Source organism: Microbulbifer maximicatervae (SeqCode), from assembly GCF_052467615.1.
Genome location: NZ_CP174319.1, coordinates 4903697 through 4921333, shown reverse-complemented (window position 1 = coordinate 4921333; position 17637 = coordinate 4903697). Strand labels below are relative to the sequence as shown.

The window sequence follows — 17637 nt, the reverse complement described above, 5'->3', positions numbered from 1 at the left end:
GTAATATGACACCGGAACGTCTAACCCAGCTAATACCTAACTTACTCAATACGCTTACCCCTCCGACAATTACTCTTTCTCATGAGAGCCCTGCATCGGCTGTGCGCTGGCTCTCTCAGGTCGAACATACTTTAAAAAACATCTCACCCACTCCAGTGAATGAGGGCTTTTGGCCAAAGCTGCCAAGTATCACGTCTAATCGCTTTAGTATCGATTCAGCACCAATATTACCCCTCCTGTATGAAGCTGAAGACAACCCCACGCAATTCACCAATACCCCTGGTATTAACCCCGAGAACGAGGTGGTACCAGCTTTAGATCGTTGCCATCGAATTAACGGGCACGTCGTTACCGCAACAGGGGAAGTCGCTTTCGAGCGAACAGACGTACTTATTCCTGGACCGCTGCCGTTTGAATGGAAACGATATTTTCGCTCCTCTCTCAATGAGGATACTGGCATTGGTGTGGGCTGGCGGCACTCTCTCAGTGAAAAGCTTGTTGTACACGATAACGTTGTAAAGCTGGTTACTGCCGAAGGGAGGTCTGTAAAATTCAAATTACCCGCCATTGGTCACGGGTGCTACAACCGCTTTGAGCGGTTGATGTTATTCAGGCAAAGCCTGCACAGTTATCGATTGACGACATTCAATCAGCATCACAAAATATTTCGCGCTGATGGTGTAAATAGCGCTCTACCACTTGTAGAAATCAGGGATCAATTTGGTAACGCCATAACAATCGACTATCAGGAGGGCCTGCCTAAGAAAATGGTCAGCTCCTGGGGTCGTGTTATTGAATTTAACTGCCAGAACGGTCATATCCATAATTTAATAAATAGCCACGCTGCCGAAGGTCAAAGCGACCTCTGCAACTACAATTATCAAGATGGTCAACTACTCGAAAGTTGTAGCGGCCTTAAAAGAGAAAGGTACCAATATAACAATACACAGTTGGTACAGTTAAATAATAGCCAATCTGGAATTTATCAATTTACCTACGATACACGCGACCGGTGCCAGCTAATACAGTCCAATGAATTAATCACCAGTCTAAACTGGCACGCAAGTCATAATACCTGCACGATCGAGTCAGAGCTGTCCGGTCCCATTTATATACGCTTTAACAAGTTCGGCCAGAGAATTTCTGAACAGCAGCAATCTCGTAGCCTTAGCTGGCTTTTTGATTCCTACGGCAATCTCAGTGAAGAAATTCAGGCCAACGGCCATAGGCTTTTCTTCCGTCACGATGAATTCGGCCGGCTTGTCCGATCCACCTCTCACAATATTAGTAATCGATATCTCTATGACGATCGCGGCTATTTACAAGCGGCTGTTATCAATGGAGAGACCCTATGGCAATACAAGTTTAACGAGAAGGGACGCCCAGAACGTATTATCGACCCGGCAAAACAAGTTTGGCTGTTTCTCTATACAGATAGGGGGCAGATCACACAGATTCAGGACCCAGAGGGAGGCAAAGTGGACTTCAGCTGGGATGGGCAAGGCCAGCTGAAGTCCGTTCGTAGAGACGATAAAGTCCTGAGCTTTGAGTACGATCACTGGCAACGAATCACTTCGCTTAAAATGAATGGCGAAGTATGGCGTGAGTGGAGTTATGGCAATGCGGGTGAATTGCGTGAAGCCCACCTGGGTATTCACCAGTACGGTCTGGACTACTCTGAACGCGGCCTGCCCAATGCTATCCACGGAGACAGTGGCCAGAGTATTCTTTGTGATTATGACAACGCGGGCCGCCCGTGCCATATCAATTTCGCTGATGGTAACAACTGGGAATTAATCTACAGCCCTAGGGATGAACTGACCTGCCTGGAGAGCCCCGTAGGGAATTACTACTGGGAATATGATCACTACGGACAATTAGTTAGCCACAAGGCACCACAGGATCGAACTTGGCGTTGGCATTACAATATAGACGGCAGCCTGCATGAATATTGTGATAATGACTCTCGCTGGTACTTTAATTATAACGACAGCGGTGTATTAACCGGTATTCGCAATAACAGTGGCCAAAATAGTGAGTTCCACTACGACCAACATAACAGGCTGGTACAGGCAGATAATGCCCTTTCCTCAGTGCGCTTTAAATACGACAGCCGCGGTCGGGTAACCGCAGAGCATCACGACAGTGCCGATATCCGGGATTTCAGTCTTCAGTATCAATATGACAAACGCGGCTGGTTAAAGAGTGCCAGCTCCGACAATCTCGACTTGTCTTATACATTCGCCCCTTGTGGAGCCCTGTATGGAATCGATGCCAATGGTGAAGCCATTGTTCGCACCGAATCCAAAGGCCAAGATATCCTCCAGGTTCAAGGAGAGGTTCGCAGTAATCACAAATATTTATTTGGGCGTCTGGTAGGTATGGAGTCCGGTCAAGCACTTTCCTGGCACTTTGATAAATCCCCTCCCCTGCAAATGACCAACCCGCTGCGGGCACAGCAAAGTCCGACTCAACCTCAAACAGAAAGTGACAAGCGCGGCAACATTATTAGTGAAAGCAACATACCAGGCCGCAAGGATTATCAATACCAGTACGACGGCTGGGGCCTGATGAGCCACGCGGAGTGCGGGGAATTTAAAACCTATTTCCGCTACGACCCCTTCGGTCGGCGGTTAAGCAAGACATGTACCCACCGAAAATCAACCCGGCAGCGCCGCGTTGTCACTATTTGGAGCAGCCTGGGTATCTGGGGGGAAATTCACAATATTGACGGCAAGTCCCGAGGTTTAAGCCATTGGATTCACCAACCCCAAACCAATGCCATTCTCTGCCAATGGACTGCCGACAATATCGAGCATTACCTTTCCAACCCCGACGGCAAGCCACTCGCGATTTTTGATACCCAAGGTGCCGCTCAGTGGTCACAAGGTGGGGAGGCTGGAGAGAAAGGAAAAGACCCCCACAATCAAGGGCCGAGTGCCTGGCGGGGAACTAACTTGCTCGCGGATGTAGAGACCGGGCTGTGGTACCACCCCTCCGGCTACTGGAGCCCAGCCCTCGGCATCTGGCTAAATGGGGACCGCTCACATAACCTGACGACTTCTGCCCAATCAATCGGGCAACTGTAGCGAAGTACTCGGGCAGCTACGTCAACAATTGCTGCCCGGGTCAACTCTTATCTGCCTATACACTATGGGTATATCTATTTGCCCGTGAGTGTTATGGAAGAGCGCTCGGATTTTGAGATCGGTGGAGTCCATGTCGCCAGGGGCGAGTCCTGCCATATTGATCTGCCCGTTGTGCGGCTTTACACAAGCACAGAAATGGCAATCCCAGTTTATGTGCAGCGCGGTAAAAAAGATGGTCCCAAGATGTTCGTTTGTGCCGCCATACACGGTGACGAACTCAACGGTATTGAAGTAATAAGCCGGCTTATCCAAAGCGGCCGCCTAAAGTCATTGCGCGGAACCCTGGTTGCAGTTCCAATGGTTAATGTTTACGGGGTACTGCAACACACTCGCTACCTACCTGACAGGCGCGACCTAAACCGCTCATTTCCAGGGTCGGCAAAGGGCTCTCTCGCCGCACGTATGGCTCACGTCTTTCTCAAGGAGATTGTCACCAAATGCGACTATGGCATCGATTTACACACAGGGGCCGTACATCGCAGTAACCTCCCCCAAATTCGCGCTAACTTGGACGATGAGCAAACCCGAAAACTTGCCAAGGCCTTTGGTGTTCCCGTGCTACTCAATGCTTCTATTCGCGACGGATCCCTGCGCCAAGCAGCCGCGGATCTCGGGGTGAGAGTATTACTGTATGAAGCTGGTGAAGCCCTGCGCTTTGATGAACTCAGTATCCGCGCCGGTGTTAAAGGTGTGATCAATGTGATGAAACACCTGGAGATGTTGCCGCAAACCCGAAAGACAAATGTGATAGAGCCATTTGTTGCTCGACGCAGCGGTTGGCTTCGCGCGGGGGATAGCGGCATCGCCAATCATCTTAAGGCACTCGGGGATCAGGTCTACCGGGGCGACCTGCTGGCGACCATTGCAGATCCATACGGCCAGGAACTGGACCAGCTGATCTGCAATGAGGATGGAATCATTATTGGGCGACAGAATATCCCCCTGGTTCAGGAAGGCGAGGCGATGTACCACATCGCCTACTTCCGTGAACCCGAGGGTGTTGTCGAGAACCTGGAGCTACTCCAGGATACGCTCCTACCGGATGAGAACTTTTAGGGAGTCCCTATTGTTTCTTCAACAACTCCAGGACTTCCTTGCTCGGGTAGCCTTGAACTTCAACGCCGGCACTCTTTTCAAATTCACTCACCGCTTTGCGGGTACCCGGACCTGCCTTGCCATCAATTTCTCCGGTGTAAAACCCTTTTTGTTTGAGCAACTTCTGTAACTCTTCCACTTGAACACTATCCAGTGGAGTAAATGGGCGCTTCCAATCATTTACCAAAGGCGCACCGCCGCCAATCCGGTCTGCCAACAGGCCTATAGCTATCGCATAGCGATCTGAATTGTTGTAACGCTTGAGGACAAAGAAGTTCTTGAACACTAAAAACGCCGGGCCATTGCGGCCGTCTGGTAACTTTAATTCGGCAATGGCTTTCTTGCTGGGAAAGGGCTCGCCATTGGCTCGTGTGACACCGAGCTTCTCCCATTCGGCTGCCGACATCTTCCCTGCAGGCATTTTACGAGCGGGAATATTGACCTCATAGCCCCAGGGTTTTCCTCGCTGCCAACCGTTACTGGATAGCAGGTTGGCGGCAGTCGCGAGCGCATCCGGAATGGAGTTCCAGATATCCCGTTTACCATCACCATCGATATCCACCGCATAGGCTTGATAACTGGTGGGAATAAATTGGGTATGCCCCATAGCTCCGGCCCAGGAGCCCAACAAGTGCTCACCCTCGACATCACCGGCCTGCAAGATTTTTAGCGCGGCCAGCAGTTGCTGACGGCCAAACTTTTTACGCTGGGGATCCGCATAGGCGAGTGTTGCCAGTGAGCGAATGACACTGCGCATTACCTTGTCGTTGCCGAGGATGCCGCCAAAACTGGATTCCACAGACCAGATTGCAAGCAGGATATTGGGGTCCACCCCGAAGCGCTTCTGGATCTTGTCCAACCAGGGCTTCATTTTTTCTTTTTCCCGCTTGCCTCGTTCGATCGCTCTCTTTTGCACCCGATTATCAAAGTACTGCCACACCGGTGCTTTGAATTCGGGCTGATAGGCTGCGCGATCCAGAACCCATTGGTCTGGAGAAGTGATTCCTTTAAAGGCTTGGTCGTAAACCTCCGCAGAGATTCCACTCTTGATCGCGGTTTTACGGAACTCCTTTACCCACTGTTCGAAGGCCGGATCGGCTTTCTCTTGTGCATGGGTATTGGAAACCAGGAGAACCGCGCTTATCGCGAGGATGGCAGACAGATATTGAAACCATTGCAATTTGGGCATGGAGTTACCTTCGACACAACTTTTGCTCGCTCAAGGGTAGAACGAGCCACTCTTATCCGAAAGGTGGATTGGCCGGTAACCGTTGAACTTCCCACCTACTATTAAACTGGACAGTCACATGAGAGGGAAGTTCGTGCTGCTCACCTTTAGGGTGAGCTCTGCCGCAAAACGGGAAGATTAGGGAATGACGTAAAACAGCACCGCAAAGAAGTGCAATATACCGCCCGCCAGCACAAAGAGATGCCAAATTGCATGGTGGAAGCGCAGGCTGCGCCAGAGGTAAAAAGCGATTCCGCCGGTGTAGCAGAGACCACCGAGAACTAACAGCCACAAACCGCCAGTTTCCAGGCTATCCGACAGCGGCTTGATAGCAGCCACCACAACCCATCCCATCAAGGCACTGAGAGTGATAGACAGAGCTCGAATCTTCTTCAGCGGAGTGAACTGAATAATCAATCCGATCAGCGCGAGCCCCCAAATAATACCGAACAGCCACCAACCCCAAGGGCCCCTCAGGGTAACCAGGGTGAAGGGAGTATAGGTTCCAGCAATCAATAGAAAGATTGACGAGTGGTCCAGGGTCCGCAGTATCGCTTTGGCGCCGATATGGCTGACTGCGTGGTACAGCGTGGAGGCTAGGAAACAAAGTATCAGGGTGGAGGCATAGACGCTGGAGCTGACAATATGCCAGGCGTCCCCGCGCAGGGCAGCAAATCCGGTCAATACACCCAGACCGGCAATCGCCAGAAGCGCTCCAACACCATGTGTCACACTGTTGGCGATCTCTTCAGCAAAACTGTAACGACTGGCAACGGAAACGGAAACGGAAGATGACATAAATTAGCCCGGTTAAATTCAGGTCATAAGCCTGCGTGTAGTGCACGACCAATAACTTGGAACAGGTCTAATGATCAGAGGCCTCACTTAAAATAGCAAGGCCATCACCAGACTGCACATTCACAACCGGGCGGTCAGGGCTTAAACGCTAGCGTTGTGAATACCCATTTCGCACAAAGCGGAAGATTCGCGAACAATAGTTTCGTTGCGATCTGGGCCTGTAGAAACAATGTCTACCGGAGCGCCCACCAGCTCTTCGATTCGAGCGATATAGGCGCGTGCATTGGCCGGCAAATCCGCTTCACGACGCACACCGAAAGTATTCTCTGTCCAACCGGGCATAGACTCATAAACCGGCTCGACACCTTCCCAACCTGCGGCATCAAAAGGTACTGGTACTTCTTCACCAGCGCTGTTGCGGTAGCCCACACAAACCTTTACCTCCTCGAGGCCATCGAGAACATCCAGTTTGGTCAGGCACAGGCCAGAAATACTATTGATTCGGATCGCGTGGCGCACAGCAACAGCGTCAAACCAACCGGTACGGCGCTGGCGGCCAGTGGTAGCGCCAAACTCGTGACCTTTTTCACCCAGGTGACGACCAACTTCGCAGTCCAGCTCAGTTGGGAAAGGACCACCGCCAACGCGGGTGGTATAGGCCTTGGTAATGCCCAATACATAATCCAGGTACAGAGGACCAAAACCAGAACCAGTAGCGGTACCGCCAGCAGTGGTATTAGAGGAAGTTACGAACGGGTAGGTACCGTGGTCAATATCCAGCAGGGAACCCTGGGCGCCTTCGAACAGGATATGCTCTCCGTTCTCGCGCGCTTTGTGCAGGTGATCGGCAACGTCGGTGATCATCGGCACCAGTTGCTCGCGCCAGATCTTGGCCTGCTCAACGGTGTCCTCATAACTGACCGGGTCAACTTTGTAGTATTCGGTCAGAGCGAAGTTGTGGTAATCAATCAGCTCTTTCAGCTGGTGGCAGAAGTTATCCCAGTTGCACAGATCACCCAGGCGAAGACCGCGACGAGCAACTTTATCTTCGTAAGCGGGACCAATACCGCGACCTGTAGTACCGATCGCTTTGGCGCCGCGTGCTTTTTCACGGGCCTGATCGAGGGCAACATGTACTGGCAAGATCAGCGGACACGCCGGGGAAAGACGCAGGCGCTCGCGAACAGGAACTTCACGCTCTTCCAGCTCAGCCATCTCTTTCAGCAGCGCCTCCGGGGAGAGCACCACACCATTGCCGATCAAGCAGGTTACGCTGGGGCGCAGAATACCGGAGGGAATCAGGTGCAGTACGGTTTTTTCGCCATCGATAACCAGGGTGTGGCCCGCATTGTGACCACCCTGGAAACGCACTACCAGCGAGACCTTCTCGGTTAGCAAATCGACAATCTTGCCCTTGCCCTCATCGCCCCACTGGGTACCCAGTACTACTACATTCTTGCCCATCTGTATAAATCTCTAAACTCAGGTTTTTCTCTGCGGGAGCCGGGGCCCCACATAAATGGATGTCTGCGGGTAGGCCCGCGCGATAATAGGCACATCCACTGCGCCCGAAAAATCAGTCTCGTGGTTTTACTACCCACGAATCACCCTCAGCAACCAACTCTCGGTCACAGCGGGAATCCAGTTCACTATCGGCACCACCAGCGAGGGCTGTGATGACGACTTCACCTTGAGCCCGCAGCTCGTGAATCGCCTTCCACAGTTCAGCGCCCTGGGAGCCTCTGACATCTGGCGCCAATATCGCAGCGCCCTCTTCAACGGCAGCGCTGCCCAGATTACTCAATGCCACCAGGTCACTACTGAAGCCTGTTGCTGGGCGATCGCGCCCAAACACGGCCCCGATACCGTTGTAGCGTCCACCGTTGGCCAATGCCTGGCCGTGGCCCGGTGTGTAGGCGGCGAATACCAGACCTGTTTCATAGTCGTAGCCGCGTACTTCACTCAAATCGAAGAACAGTGTCACCTCTGGATAGCGCTCATTCAGAGCCTCAGCTACCTGCCTCAAATCGGAAACTGCCGCCAGCAAATTTTGCGGGGCTCCAGAAAAGAGTTCGCGGGCCTTATCTAGGCATTCCCGTCCCCCAACCAGCCCCGGGAGCGCCTTCAGCCACTCGGCAGCCTTCTGGTCGCCAACATTCTCCTCAACCCACTCGCACAGATCAGCAGTCGCCTTGCTCTGTAACATTGCCAACAGGGCGCTGCGCTGCTCGTCATTGAGGCCCGCCGCTTCAACCAGACTCTGGTAAATCGCGACGTGGCCCAGGTCCAGGTGCACTTGGCTGACACCCGCTACCTGAAGGCTTTGCAGCATCAGCGAGATCACCTCGAGGTCTGCACCGAGGTTGTCCACTCCAAACAGCTCCGCACCAACCTGTATCGGCGCTCGCGAGCCCATCGGGGTTCGCGGCTTGGTGTACACCACCTGACCGGCGTAGCAGAGGCGGTTGGCGCCTCTGCGGGGAAAACTGTGGGCATCAATCCGGGCAGTCTGCGGAGTCATATCCGCGCGTATACCTAAAGTGCGTCCAGATATCTGGTCGGTAACCTTAAAGGTGCTCAGATCTACATCATGGCCCATCCCGATCAGGAGGGACTCGGTGAATTCCAACATCGGCGGTATCACCAACTCATACCCCCAGCAGTGGTAGAGGTCCAGTAGTTGGCGGCGCAGAGTCTCCAATTGCACGGCATCCGCAGGCAGAATTTCTGCAATGCCATCCGGTAACATCCAGCGATCGGCTTGAGTCATGATGAAATGAATTCGTCAGCGAAGAAATTGCGGTGCCACAGCGCTTGCCACAAACGAGCCGCAGCACTTCCCACAAAAAAACCGGGCTGGGCCCGGTTTGCGTGATTTTAGCATCAAGTGCTAACAGGAAGGTAGGGTTATCGAATCTAACCCGGCGCCTGTAGCACCAGTTGCCCAGTGCTACATAGCATTTTCAGCCCTACTCTCCTTTCGGGTCTTTCAGGTAGCGGAAGAATTCGCTATCTGGATCGACCAGCATCATATCTGACTTGCTCCGGAAGGACTCCTTGTAAGCCTGCAAACTGCGGGTAAAGCGGTAAAACTCCGGATTCTTGCTGTAGGCCGCAGCGTAAATAGCTGCCGCCTCTGCATCACCCGCACCGCGTAACTCTTCCGCCTGGCGGTAGGCCTCAGACTCAATCACCACTCTTTGGCGATTGGCATTAGCCTTGATACGCTCACTGGCCTCCTGACCCTTGGCGCGATGATCCCGCGCCTCCAGCTCACGACCAGCGCGCATACGCTGGAACACAGACTCGGAGACTTCCGGCGGCAGGTCAATCCGCTTGACGCGCACATCAATCACATGCACTCCCAGGTCATCCTGAGCCACCTTATTCAGGTTTTTAGTGATCTCCGCCATCAACTCATCGCGCTCGCCACTGACTACCTCATGCAGATCACGCACACCAAACTCGTTCCGGAGCTGATCATTGATCCGCTCCGACAGCAGGCGCACCGCATTGCGATCGTCACCACGAGTGGCGATATAAAACTTATCCACATCAGAGATTCGGTATTTGGCATACGAATCAACCATCATGAATTTGTTTTCACTGTTGAGCATACGAACGGGGCTGGAATCCACCGTCTGAATACGCGCATCAAACTTGCGCAACCTTTCCGCAAAAGGGATTTTGAAGTAGAGACCCGGCTCGGTGTAGGTGCGCACCAGCTCACCAAAGCGCAGTAACACGGCTTTTTCAGTCTCTTTCACTACAAAGGCGCTGGAAGAAAGTACCAATACTCCAACCAGGATGACAACAATGATACCCAGTGTTTTGTTATTCATATCATCCCCTCCTAGCGAATAGTCTGACTGCGACGGGTGCTGGCGTCATCCCGACGAAGGCGCTCAATAACACGCTGATAGACTTCCTCAATCATTACAGGCGAGGTGTCCTGGCTTTGGGCTGCTCGCGCTGCTCCAGCGCCGCCTTGCGCCAATTTATCAAGCGGCAGGTACATCATGTTATTGCCACCCTCTACATCCACCATCACTTTGGAGGTGTTGGCCATCACATCCTGTACCGCATCCAGGTAGAGACGCTCGCGGGTAACTTCCGGGGCACGCTCATATTCAGCCAGCAGTTTCTCAAAGCGTACAGCTTCACCTCGGGCACTCTCGATGACGCGGGCTTTGTATGCCTCGGCCTCTTCGATAATGCGCTGAGCCTGACCACGGGCAACCGGGATTATCTGGTTAGCATCAGCCTGAGCTTCATTTTGCAGACGCACCTCGTCCTCACGGGCTTTGGTCACATCGTCAAACGCATCCTGCACTTCGCGCGGCGCCTTAGCATCAGTGAGGTTAACCACATCAATGCGTATACCGGTCTGGTACAGGTCCAGGTATTCCTGTAATCGCTCCTGCGTATCGGCAGATACTTGGGTCCGGTTCTGGGAAATCACACCGTTTAAAGTGAGAGAGCCCACCACGTGACGAAGGGCGCTGTCGGTGGCTTCCTGCAAGCTCTTCACCGGATCGCGAACACGCAGTACAAAAGACTCAGCATCCCCAACCTGCCACTGCACAGTGAGTACCACTTCTACGATATTGGCGTCTTCGGTCAGCATCTGACCGGTAGTGCGCTCGGTACGCACCTCAGTCATATTGACCTTGGTGACGTTATCGATAAGCGGCGGATTCCAGTGCAGGCCGGCAGATTCCGTGGAGTGGTATTTGCCCAGGCGCAAAACAACCGCCTGTTCGTTGGCGTTGACCTGGTAAATCCCCAGGCCGCCATAAATCAATACGGCGAGACCAATAACCAGTACCCAGGGAAATTTGACAGAGTCGCCACTTGGGCTGCCGCTGCCACCACCACCAAACAGGCCACCTAGTTTCTGCTGAATTTTTCGCAGTAGTTCATCGAGATCGGGCGGGCCTCCGTTATTGCGGTTACCGCCACCACCCCAGGGGTCTTTATTGTTACCACCCGGCTCATTCCAGGCCATTTAACTTACTCCAACTATGATCACTTAATCTTTTACTTCGGCGGATTCTAGCATCCATTGCCGACAAAATATTGCCGACAGGCCCTAGCCTGAGGCAAGTGGGCAGTCTGCGGAGACCAACCCCGAACAAATTCGACTAAAGGTCGCAATATGACCTGAATTTTAAAATCAATGTTTATACGACAACTACTCGGCAATGGGTTCTTCCAAAACCCATTCCGGCGCGTCATTGCCAGCAATATGTGGCGCCAGCAGACGCTGGAAATCACTACGCGGCAATAATATTTGCAATTCGCAGTCACCATTGTCGCGGTAGACTTCCGACTGCACCGCATTAATTTCAAATAGCTGCGCTCGCAGCCTGGACTGATGGGGCTTCACTACCAATTGCCCGCGCACCATTTGCTCGCCCAGGCGCTCGGCAATAGCCTCAATTAAAAGTTCACAACCCGCGCCTGTTACCGCAGAGAGCCAAACTGCTCGGGGTACACCCTGATCATCCCGGTCTATACGCGGTTCAAAATCTGCCAGCAGGTCAATTTTGTTATAAACCACCAGTTGCGGCAGTTCTGAAGCATCAATTTCCTCCAGAACCGTTTGCACCTCTTCCATCAGGTGTAATCGATCATCTGCCGCAGCGTCCACCACATGTAGAAGCAACGTCGCACTGGCGGCCTCTTCCAGGGTTGCCCGGAATGCCTCTACCAGTTTATGCGGCAAGTGAGAGACAAATCCCACCGTATCAGCCAATACCATGGCGCCAACATTGGGTAATTCAACCCTGCGCATGGTCGGGTCGAGGGTGGCAAACAATTGGTCCCTGACATAGACATCTGCATCGGTCAGGCGATTAAACAGAGTCGACTTGCCCGCATTGGTGTAGCCGACCAGAGATACGGTGGCCATTTCTGCCCGGGAACGCGCGCGGCGCCCCTGCTCCCGCTGGCGGCGTACCTTTTCCAGCCGCTTCTCGATGGAGTCTATGCGCGCGCGCAGCAATCGCCGGTCTGTCTCCAACTGGGTTTCACCGGGTCCACGTAGGCCGATACCACCCTTTTGCCTCTCCAGGTGGGTCCAACCTCGCACCAGCCGCGTTGCCATATGGCGCAGCTGGGCCAATTCCACCTGAAGCTTACCTTCGTGAGTTCGCGCACGCTGGGCAAAAATATCCAGAATAAGCCCTGTGCGATCCAGCACCCGGCACTTTAATTCGCGCTCAATATTGCGCTCCTGACTCGGAGACAGGATGTGATCAAAGATAACCAGGGCGGCTTCCTGATCTTTGACCACCTGGCGAATCTCCTCCAATTTACCTCGGCCAACAAAGGTCTTTGGGTCTGGAGTGGCGCGCTGGCCGAAAATAAAACTGACAGGATCTGCTCCGGCAGATAGGGCCAACTCCTCAAATTCACGAGGGTCGTCGGGACTGTCGATGGCGGAGAGTTCTAGGTGTACCAGTACTGCGAGCTCACCGGATTCCGGTCGATCGAAAAACAATGGGAATTCTCTATTGCGAAAAGGGCGCGATAAGCCCTGACTGAGGTGACAACCGGCAAGCCCTGCAAGGGGCTCACCGAGCTGCTGGCGCCCCGGCAAAACGGGGTGCAGGTGAAATTGATACGGATCTTTTAGCTAAAGGATTCGCGCTCACCGCCTTCACCATTACCCTCGCCGCCATGCTGGGCTGCGGGATTCAATAGCGGTACGCGCACTGCACGCGACGGAACAACCGTAGAAATGGCGTGCTTATACACCATTTGGCTCACAGTATTTTTGAGTAACACCACGAACTGGTCGAAGGATTCAATTTGCCCTTGGAGCTTGATGCCGTTTACCAGATAGATAGAAACCGGAATACGCTCTTTGCGCAATACGTTGAGGTAAGGGTCTTGTAAGCTGTGCCCTTTTGACATCTTTTTTCTCCTTGTCAAAAAGCTGAATGCGGTATGCAGGCCGCAATCGCACCCGCGAAGAGCGCGGATCAAAAAACGACTGAGGTTGAATACGCGTATAAGTAGTGTAGTAGCGAGCCGGAAAAGGCCGGACTCTGTGAAAACTGACTGAACGGGCTTGTCGTTTAATAGCCCAACCACGTTATGGATGCTTAAGCGAGAAATTTCAAGGCTTCTGCCAATATTTCGTCATTCTCACGCACCCCACCTTGCTCATCCTGAGTGTACAAAGTTAGCAGGTCTGGCCAGCGCCGCAGCCAGGTTAACTGGCGCTTGGCAAGCTGCCTCGTCGCCGCAATTCCAGCGGCCACCATATCATCGTAATCGGTTTGGCCTTGCAAGTGTTGCCAAACTTGCCGATATCCCACCGCGCGAATTGCCGGTAAGTCCTCGTGCAGGTCTCCCCGGTCCAGCAGGCCCTGGACTTCATCAATAAAGCCCGCCGCGAGCATCTTGCGAAAACGCAGTTCAATACGCTGGTGAAGCAGGGATCGATCGCGGGGCATAATGGCCATCTGACACACTTGGTACTGCTCCTGTATTCCCCCAGCTTCCTGCTCGCGACGCAACTGCGAAAGCGGAACACCGGTGAGGCGGTAAACTTCCAGCCCCCTTTCGATACGTACCGAATGGTTGGGATGTAGCTCAGCCGCCAACTGCGGGTCCACCTGGGCCAGCTCCGCATGCAGTGCAGGCCACCCTTCACGCTCTGCGCGTGCTTCAATTTCTGCTCTCACCGCTGCATCCGCTTCAGGCAATTTTGCCATGCCTTCCAACAGAGCACGGAAATACAACATAGTTCCGCCAACCAGTAATGGCACTTTACCAGCGGCGGTAATTTCTGCCATAGCTTCCAGCGCATCTTTGCGGAAGCGACCTGCCGAATAAGACTCAGACGGGTCACAGACATCGATCAAACGGTGAGGGTATGCAGCTAGCTCTTCTACTGAGGGCTTGGCCGAGCCGATATCAAGGCCTCGATATACGAGAGCAGAATCAACACTAATTAGTTCCACGGGCAAACGATCGGCAAGCGCCATGGCCAGATCCGTTTTGCCGGAGGCCGTTGGACCCATCAAGAAAATTACACGGGGCTTATCACCCGGCAAGCTGTTATTCAAACTACCACCCACTTCTGCCGCGTACCTATTGGCCGCGCATAAACCACTTATCCATATCTGCCAGTTTAACCTGGGTCCAGGTCGGGCGACCGTGATTGCACTGGCCACTGCGCTCCGTGCGCTCCATATCCCGCAGCAGAGCATTCATTTCCGGGATTGTCAGACGTCGGTTTGCGCGAACAGAACCGTGACAAGCCATTGTCCCCAGCACTTCGTTGATGCGCTCACCAATACGGGCGCTGTCGCCTTCGCCGAGCAGGTCCGAGAGTACATCGCGCACAAGCTGTTCCACTTCCGCGCCGTGCAGCATTGTGGGTACCTGGCGCACCAGTAAGGTCTCCGGACCGGCCCGCTGCAATACGAAACCAAGCGCGGTAAACACCTCGCTGCGCTCCTCGAAGCAGTCCGCTTCCCGCTGGCTGACAGCCAGACTCACTGGAACCAGGAGGGGCTGAGCCTGAATTCCACCGGCCGCATAAGCCACTTTCATCTGCTCATAGACAATGCGCTCATGGGCAGCGTGCATATCGACAACAACCATCCCATGCTCGTTTTGCGCGAGAATATAGATTCCATGCAACTGCGCCAGAGCAAAGCCCAGCGGCGGCACTTCGGATTCGCTTTCAATGCCCGCACCGGCCCCTATGGTCGTCCCGGAAGATGCTTGGGGCACGGGCACTGGCCGGCTGGTAGGAGCATCCTGCGGCTGTTGTGTCGCCGGGGATGAGTCCTGATACGGTTGGTGCAGAGCGCCGTAAGCATTCATCTGCTCGCGCAAATTTGAGGGCGAGGGACGATTGCTGAGTGGCATTTTATGCTGCCCGGCAAATTCACCGGCCTGCAAACCCGTGACCTGTTCCTGGCGCTCCTGCTCTGGCTCGCTTTCTGTTTCCTCTTTCTGCCCCGGGCGCACATCCGCCAGGGCCCGGTGCAAACTGCCAAACAGGAAGTCGTGTACCAGGCGACTATCGCGAAAACGCACTTCGTGTTTGGTCGGGTGCACATTCACATCGACGGAAGCCGGGTCCAGCTCCAGATAAAGTACAAATGCCGGATGGCGACCATGGTACAAAACATCGGCGAACGCCCGGCGCACCGCGTGGCTGACCACCTTGTCGCGAATAGCCCGGCCATTGACATAAAAGAATTGTAAGTCGGCCTGGGAGCGCGAGAATGCGGGTTCCGCAACCCACCCCCACAGGCGCAGGCCGCTGCGCTCCACATCGATATGCAGCGCATTCTGCATAAACGCCGGCCCACACACCTGGGCCACACGGCGCTCCATTTCCACCCGCCCGGTGCCCGCACGCAGATTATGCACACCCTTGCCGTTGTGGCGCAGGCTGATAGAGACATCAAATCGGGACAGCGCCAAGCGCTTAATCGTCTCGTCAATGCGATTGAATTCTGTTTTTTCTGTGCGCAGGAATTTCCGCCGAGCGGGCGTATTGAAGAACAGATCGCGCACATCCACCGTGGTGCCACGGGGGTGAGCCGAGGGCGCGAGCTGCGCCTGCATGTCGCGGCCCTCCGCACTTACCTGCCAACCCTTGCCACTTTCATCGCGGCTGCTGGTCAATGCCAGGCGCGCCACCGAGGAAATACTGGCGAGGGCCTCACCGCGAAAGCCCAGGGTGGCCACCGCCTCCAGATCTTCCAATGCATGAATCTTGGAAGTCGCGTGGCGGGCCAGGGCCATTGGCAGGTCTTCCCGCTCTATGCCCTTGCCGTTATCGCGCACTTTCATGCGCTTGCTACCACCGCCGTCCACATCGACCTCTAGCCGTGTAGCGCCCGCATCCAGGCTGTTTTCCAGCAACTCCTTGATTACTGATGCCGGGCGCTCAACTACCTCACCAGCTGCAATCTGGTTGGCGAGGCGGGGAGAGAGTTGCTGGATTTTATCGTGCATGAATCTGGCCTGTTAATGCTGCAAGGACCGCTCGACACTGAGGTCTCAGCCGGAAGGAATACTCAGGGTCTGCCCCACTCGAATCACGGAGTTCTTGATGCCATTCGCTCTCATCAGGGCGGCGACGGAGATATTATATCGCGCCGCGATACCCGAAAGGGTCTCCCCGCGAGCGATAACGTGGTTGCGAGACTTATCGCTCTGGTTGGCGGCGAGCCAGGTATCCGCCGGGGGGCGGCTCTTAAAGTGCGCCACTATACCGTCACTGAGCTTTTGCGCCAGCTTGCGCTGGAAACTGGGATCGCGCAGGCGTTTCGCTTCCTGGGGATTGGTAATAAAACCCGTCTCCACCAAAATTGAAGGCACATCCGGCGAACGCAGCACCGAGAAATTGGCCTGCTCCACCTGTTTTTTATGCAGGTGAGTGACGGTGCCAATCTGTGACAGCACACTGGCGCCGATATCCAGGCTGGCATTCATGGTGGCAGTCATAGAGAGGTCGAGCAATACGCCGGCCAGGGTGTCATCCTTATCGCCCAGACTCAAACTGCCGGCGCCACCGATAAGGTCGGACTCGTTTTCCCGCGCGGCTAAAAAGCGGGCGGTTTCACTGGTTGCACCCCGGGAGGAGACCGCGTAGACCCCAGCGCCACGGGCATCTTTACGGGTAAAGGCATCGGCATGGATCGACACAAAAAGGTCCGCACGCATATTGCGCCCAATTTTTACCCGTTCCCGCAGAGGGATATAGTAATCCCCTGTGCGCACCAGTTTGGCAGTAAAGCCCTTCTCACCGTTTATCTTTTTGTGCAGCTGTTTGGCAATCGCCAGCACTACATCCTTTTCCCGCAAGCGACCGGGACCGGAAGCCCCGGGGTCTTCCCCGCCGTGCCCTGCATCAATAGCGACAATGATATTGCGTTCACTACTGACCTGCTCCAGCGTCTTCTCGCTGCCTTTAACCTCGTCATAAAGGTCGATCACCAATCGATCCGGCAGGTTTTCATGGCGCCGCAAAGCAAAGCTGCGCGGATTGGCCTGCTGCTTTAGGTCCAATACAACCCGTAGATCTTTTTTATTCTGACGGGCATGGCGCACCCGGGCGATCGGCGTCTTGTCCAGATCCAACTTGTCCAGCTCAGCCTTCAACTCGGTATCAGAGAGGTCGACAACCACCCGGTGGGGGTCCTTGAGGGTAAATAACTTGTGCTCTGCCGGGTCGCTTAAATCAAAAACCAGACGCGTATGGTCGGGTGCTCTCCAGACGCGCACACCTTCCACTTGCGTCGCAGAAGCCGGCAGGAAAACTGCCAACCACAGCGCGACAACTAACAGAGACCGCCACATAAAACTCATTACTTCCCAGCCCCTTTG

13 protein-coding genes are annotated in these 17637 nt (G+C 54.1%); 2 read left to right on the top strand and 11 right to left on the bottom strand.

Annotated features, from left to right (window positions below):
* The first annotated feature begins 5 nt into the window (after positions 1-5).
* Complete coding sequence (locus ACJJIM_RS21740) at positions 6-3089, top strand: DUF6531 domain-containing protein (protein WP_444911953.1); 3084 nt, start codon at positions 6-8, stop codon at positions 3087-3089.
* 93 nt (positions 3090-3182) lie between these two features.
* Positions 3183-4205 carry a succinylglutamate desuccinylase/aspartoacylase family protein gene (locus ACJJIM_RS21735; RefSeq protein WP_413665830.1) on the top strand — a complete coding sequence of 341 codons (1023 nt, stop codon included), beginning with the start codon at positions 3183-3185 and terminating at the stop codon, positions 4203-4205.
* Between the two features lie 7 nt (positions 4206-4212).
* Here the strand turns inward: ACJJIM_RS21735 and ACJJIM_RS21730 are convergent, their stop codons facing one another.
* From ACJJIM_RS21730 to ACJJIM_RS21680, 11 genes are all read right to left on the bottom strand, one after another.
* Positions 4213-5433, bottom strand: a complete 1221-nt coding sequence (locus ACJJIM_RS21730; protein ID WP_444911952.1) for a lytic murein transglycosylase — start codon at positions 5431-5433, stop codon at positions 4213-4215.
* A gap of 177 nt (positions 5434-5610) precedes the next feature.
* Positions 5611-6270 (bottom strand): PAQR family membrane homeostasis protein TrhA, encoded by a 660-nt coding sequence (gene trhA, locus ACJJIM_RS21725; RefSeq protein ID WP_444911951.1) that lies wholly within the window; start codon positions 6268-6270, stop codon positions 5611-5613.
* 141 nt (positions 6271-6411) lie between these two features.
* Positions 6412-7734, bottom strand: coding sequence for an adenylosuccinate synthase (locus ACJJIM_RS21720; protein ID WP_413664100.1), 1323 nt, complete (start codon positions 7732-7734; stop codon positions 6412-6414).
* 112 nt (positions 7735-7846) lie between these two features.
* On the bottom strand, positions 7847-9040 hold the full coding sequence (locus ACJJIM_RS21715) for an ATP phosphoribosyltransferase regulatory subunit (RefSeq protein WP_413664099.1): 1194 nt from the start codon (positions 9038-9040) through the stop codon (positions 7847-7849).
* Between the two features lie 199 nt (positions 9041-9239).
* Complete coding sequence (hflC, locus tag ACJJIM_RS21710; RefSeq protein ID WP_413664098.1) at positions 9240-10112, bottom strand: protease modulator HflC; 873 nt, start codon at positions 10110-10112, stop codon at positions 9240-9242.
* Positions 10113-10123: 11 nt separating this feature from the next.
* On the bottom strand, positions 10124-11278 hold the full coding sequence (gene hflK, locus ACJJIM_RS21705) for an FtsH protease activity modulator HflK (RefSeq protein WP_282930282.1): 1155 nt from the start codon (positions 11276-11278) through the stop codon (positions 10124-10126).
* A 186-nt stretch (positions 11279-11464) separates the two neighbouring features.
* Positions 11465-12775, bottom strand: a complete 1311-nt coding sequence (gene hflX / locus ACJJIM_RS21700) for a ribosome rescue GTPase HflX (RefSeq protein ID WP_413664097.1) — start codon at positions 12773-12775, stop codon at positions 11465-11467.
* Between the two features lie 131 nt (positions 12776-12906).
* Positions 12907-13191 carry an RNA chaperone Hfq gene (hfq, locus tag ACJJIM_RS21695; RefSeq protein WP_020413623.1) on the bottom strand — a complete coding sequence of 95 codons (285 nt, stop codon included), beginning with the start codon at positions 13189-13191 and terminating at the stop codon, positions 12907-12909.
* A 191-nt stretch (positions 13192-13382) separates the two neighbouring features.
* Entirely contained in the window at positions 13383-14306 is a 924-nt protein-coding gene (miaA, locus tag ACJJIM_RS21690; RefSeq protein WP_413665829.1) for a tRNA (adenosine(37)-N6)-dimethylallyltransferase MiaA, read from the bottom strand.
* 70 nt (positions 14307-14376) lie between these two features.
* Positions 14377-16263, bottom strand: coding sequence for a DNA mismatch repair endonuclease MutL (gene mutL / locus ACJJIM_RS21685; protein WP_413664096.1), 1887 nt, complete (start codon positions 16261-16263; stop codon positions 14377-14379).
* 45 nt (positions 16264-16308) lie between these two features.
* The gene (locus tag ACJJIM_RS21680) at positions 16309-17619 is read right to left on the bottom strand and encodes an N-acetylmuramoyl-L-alanine amidase (protein ID WP_413664095.1); all 1311 of its coding nucleotides are present in this window, start codon (positions 17617-17619) and stop codon (positions 16309-16311) included.
* Positions 17620-17637 lie beyond the last annotated feature (18 nt).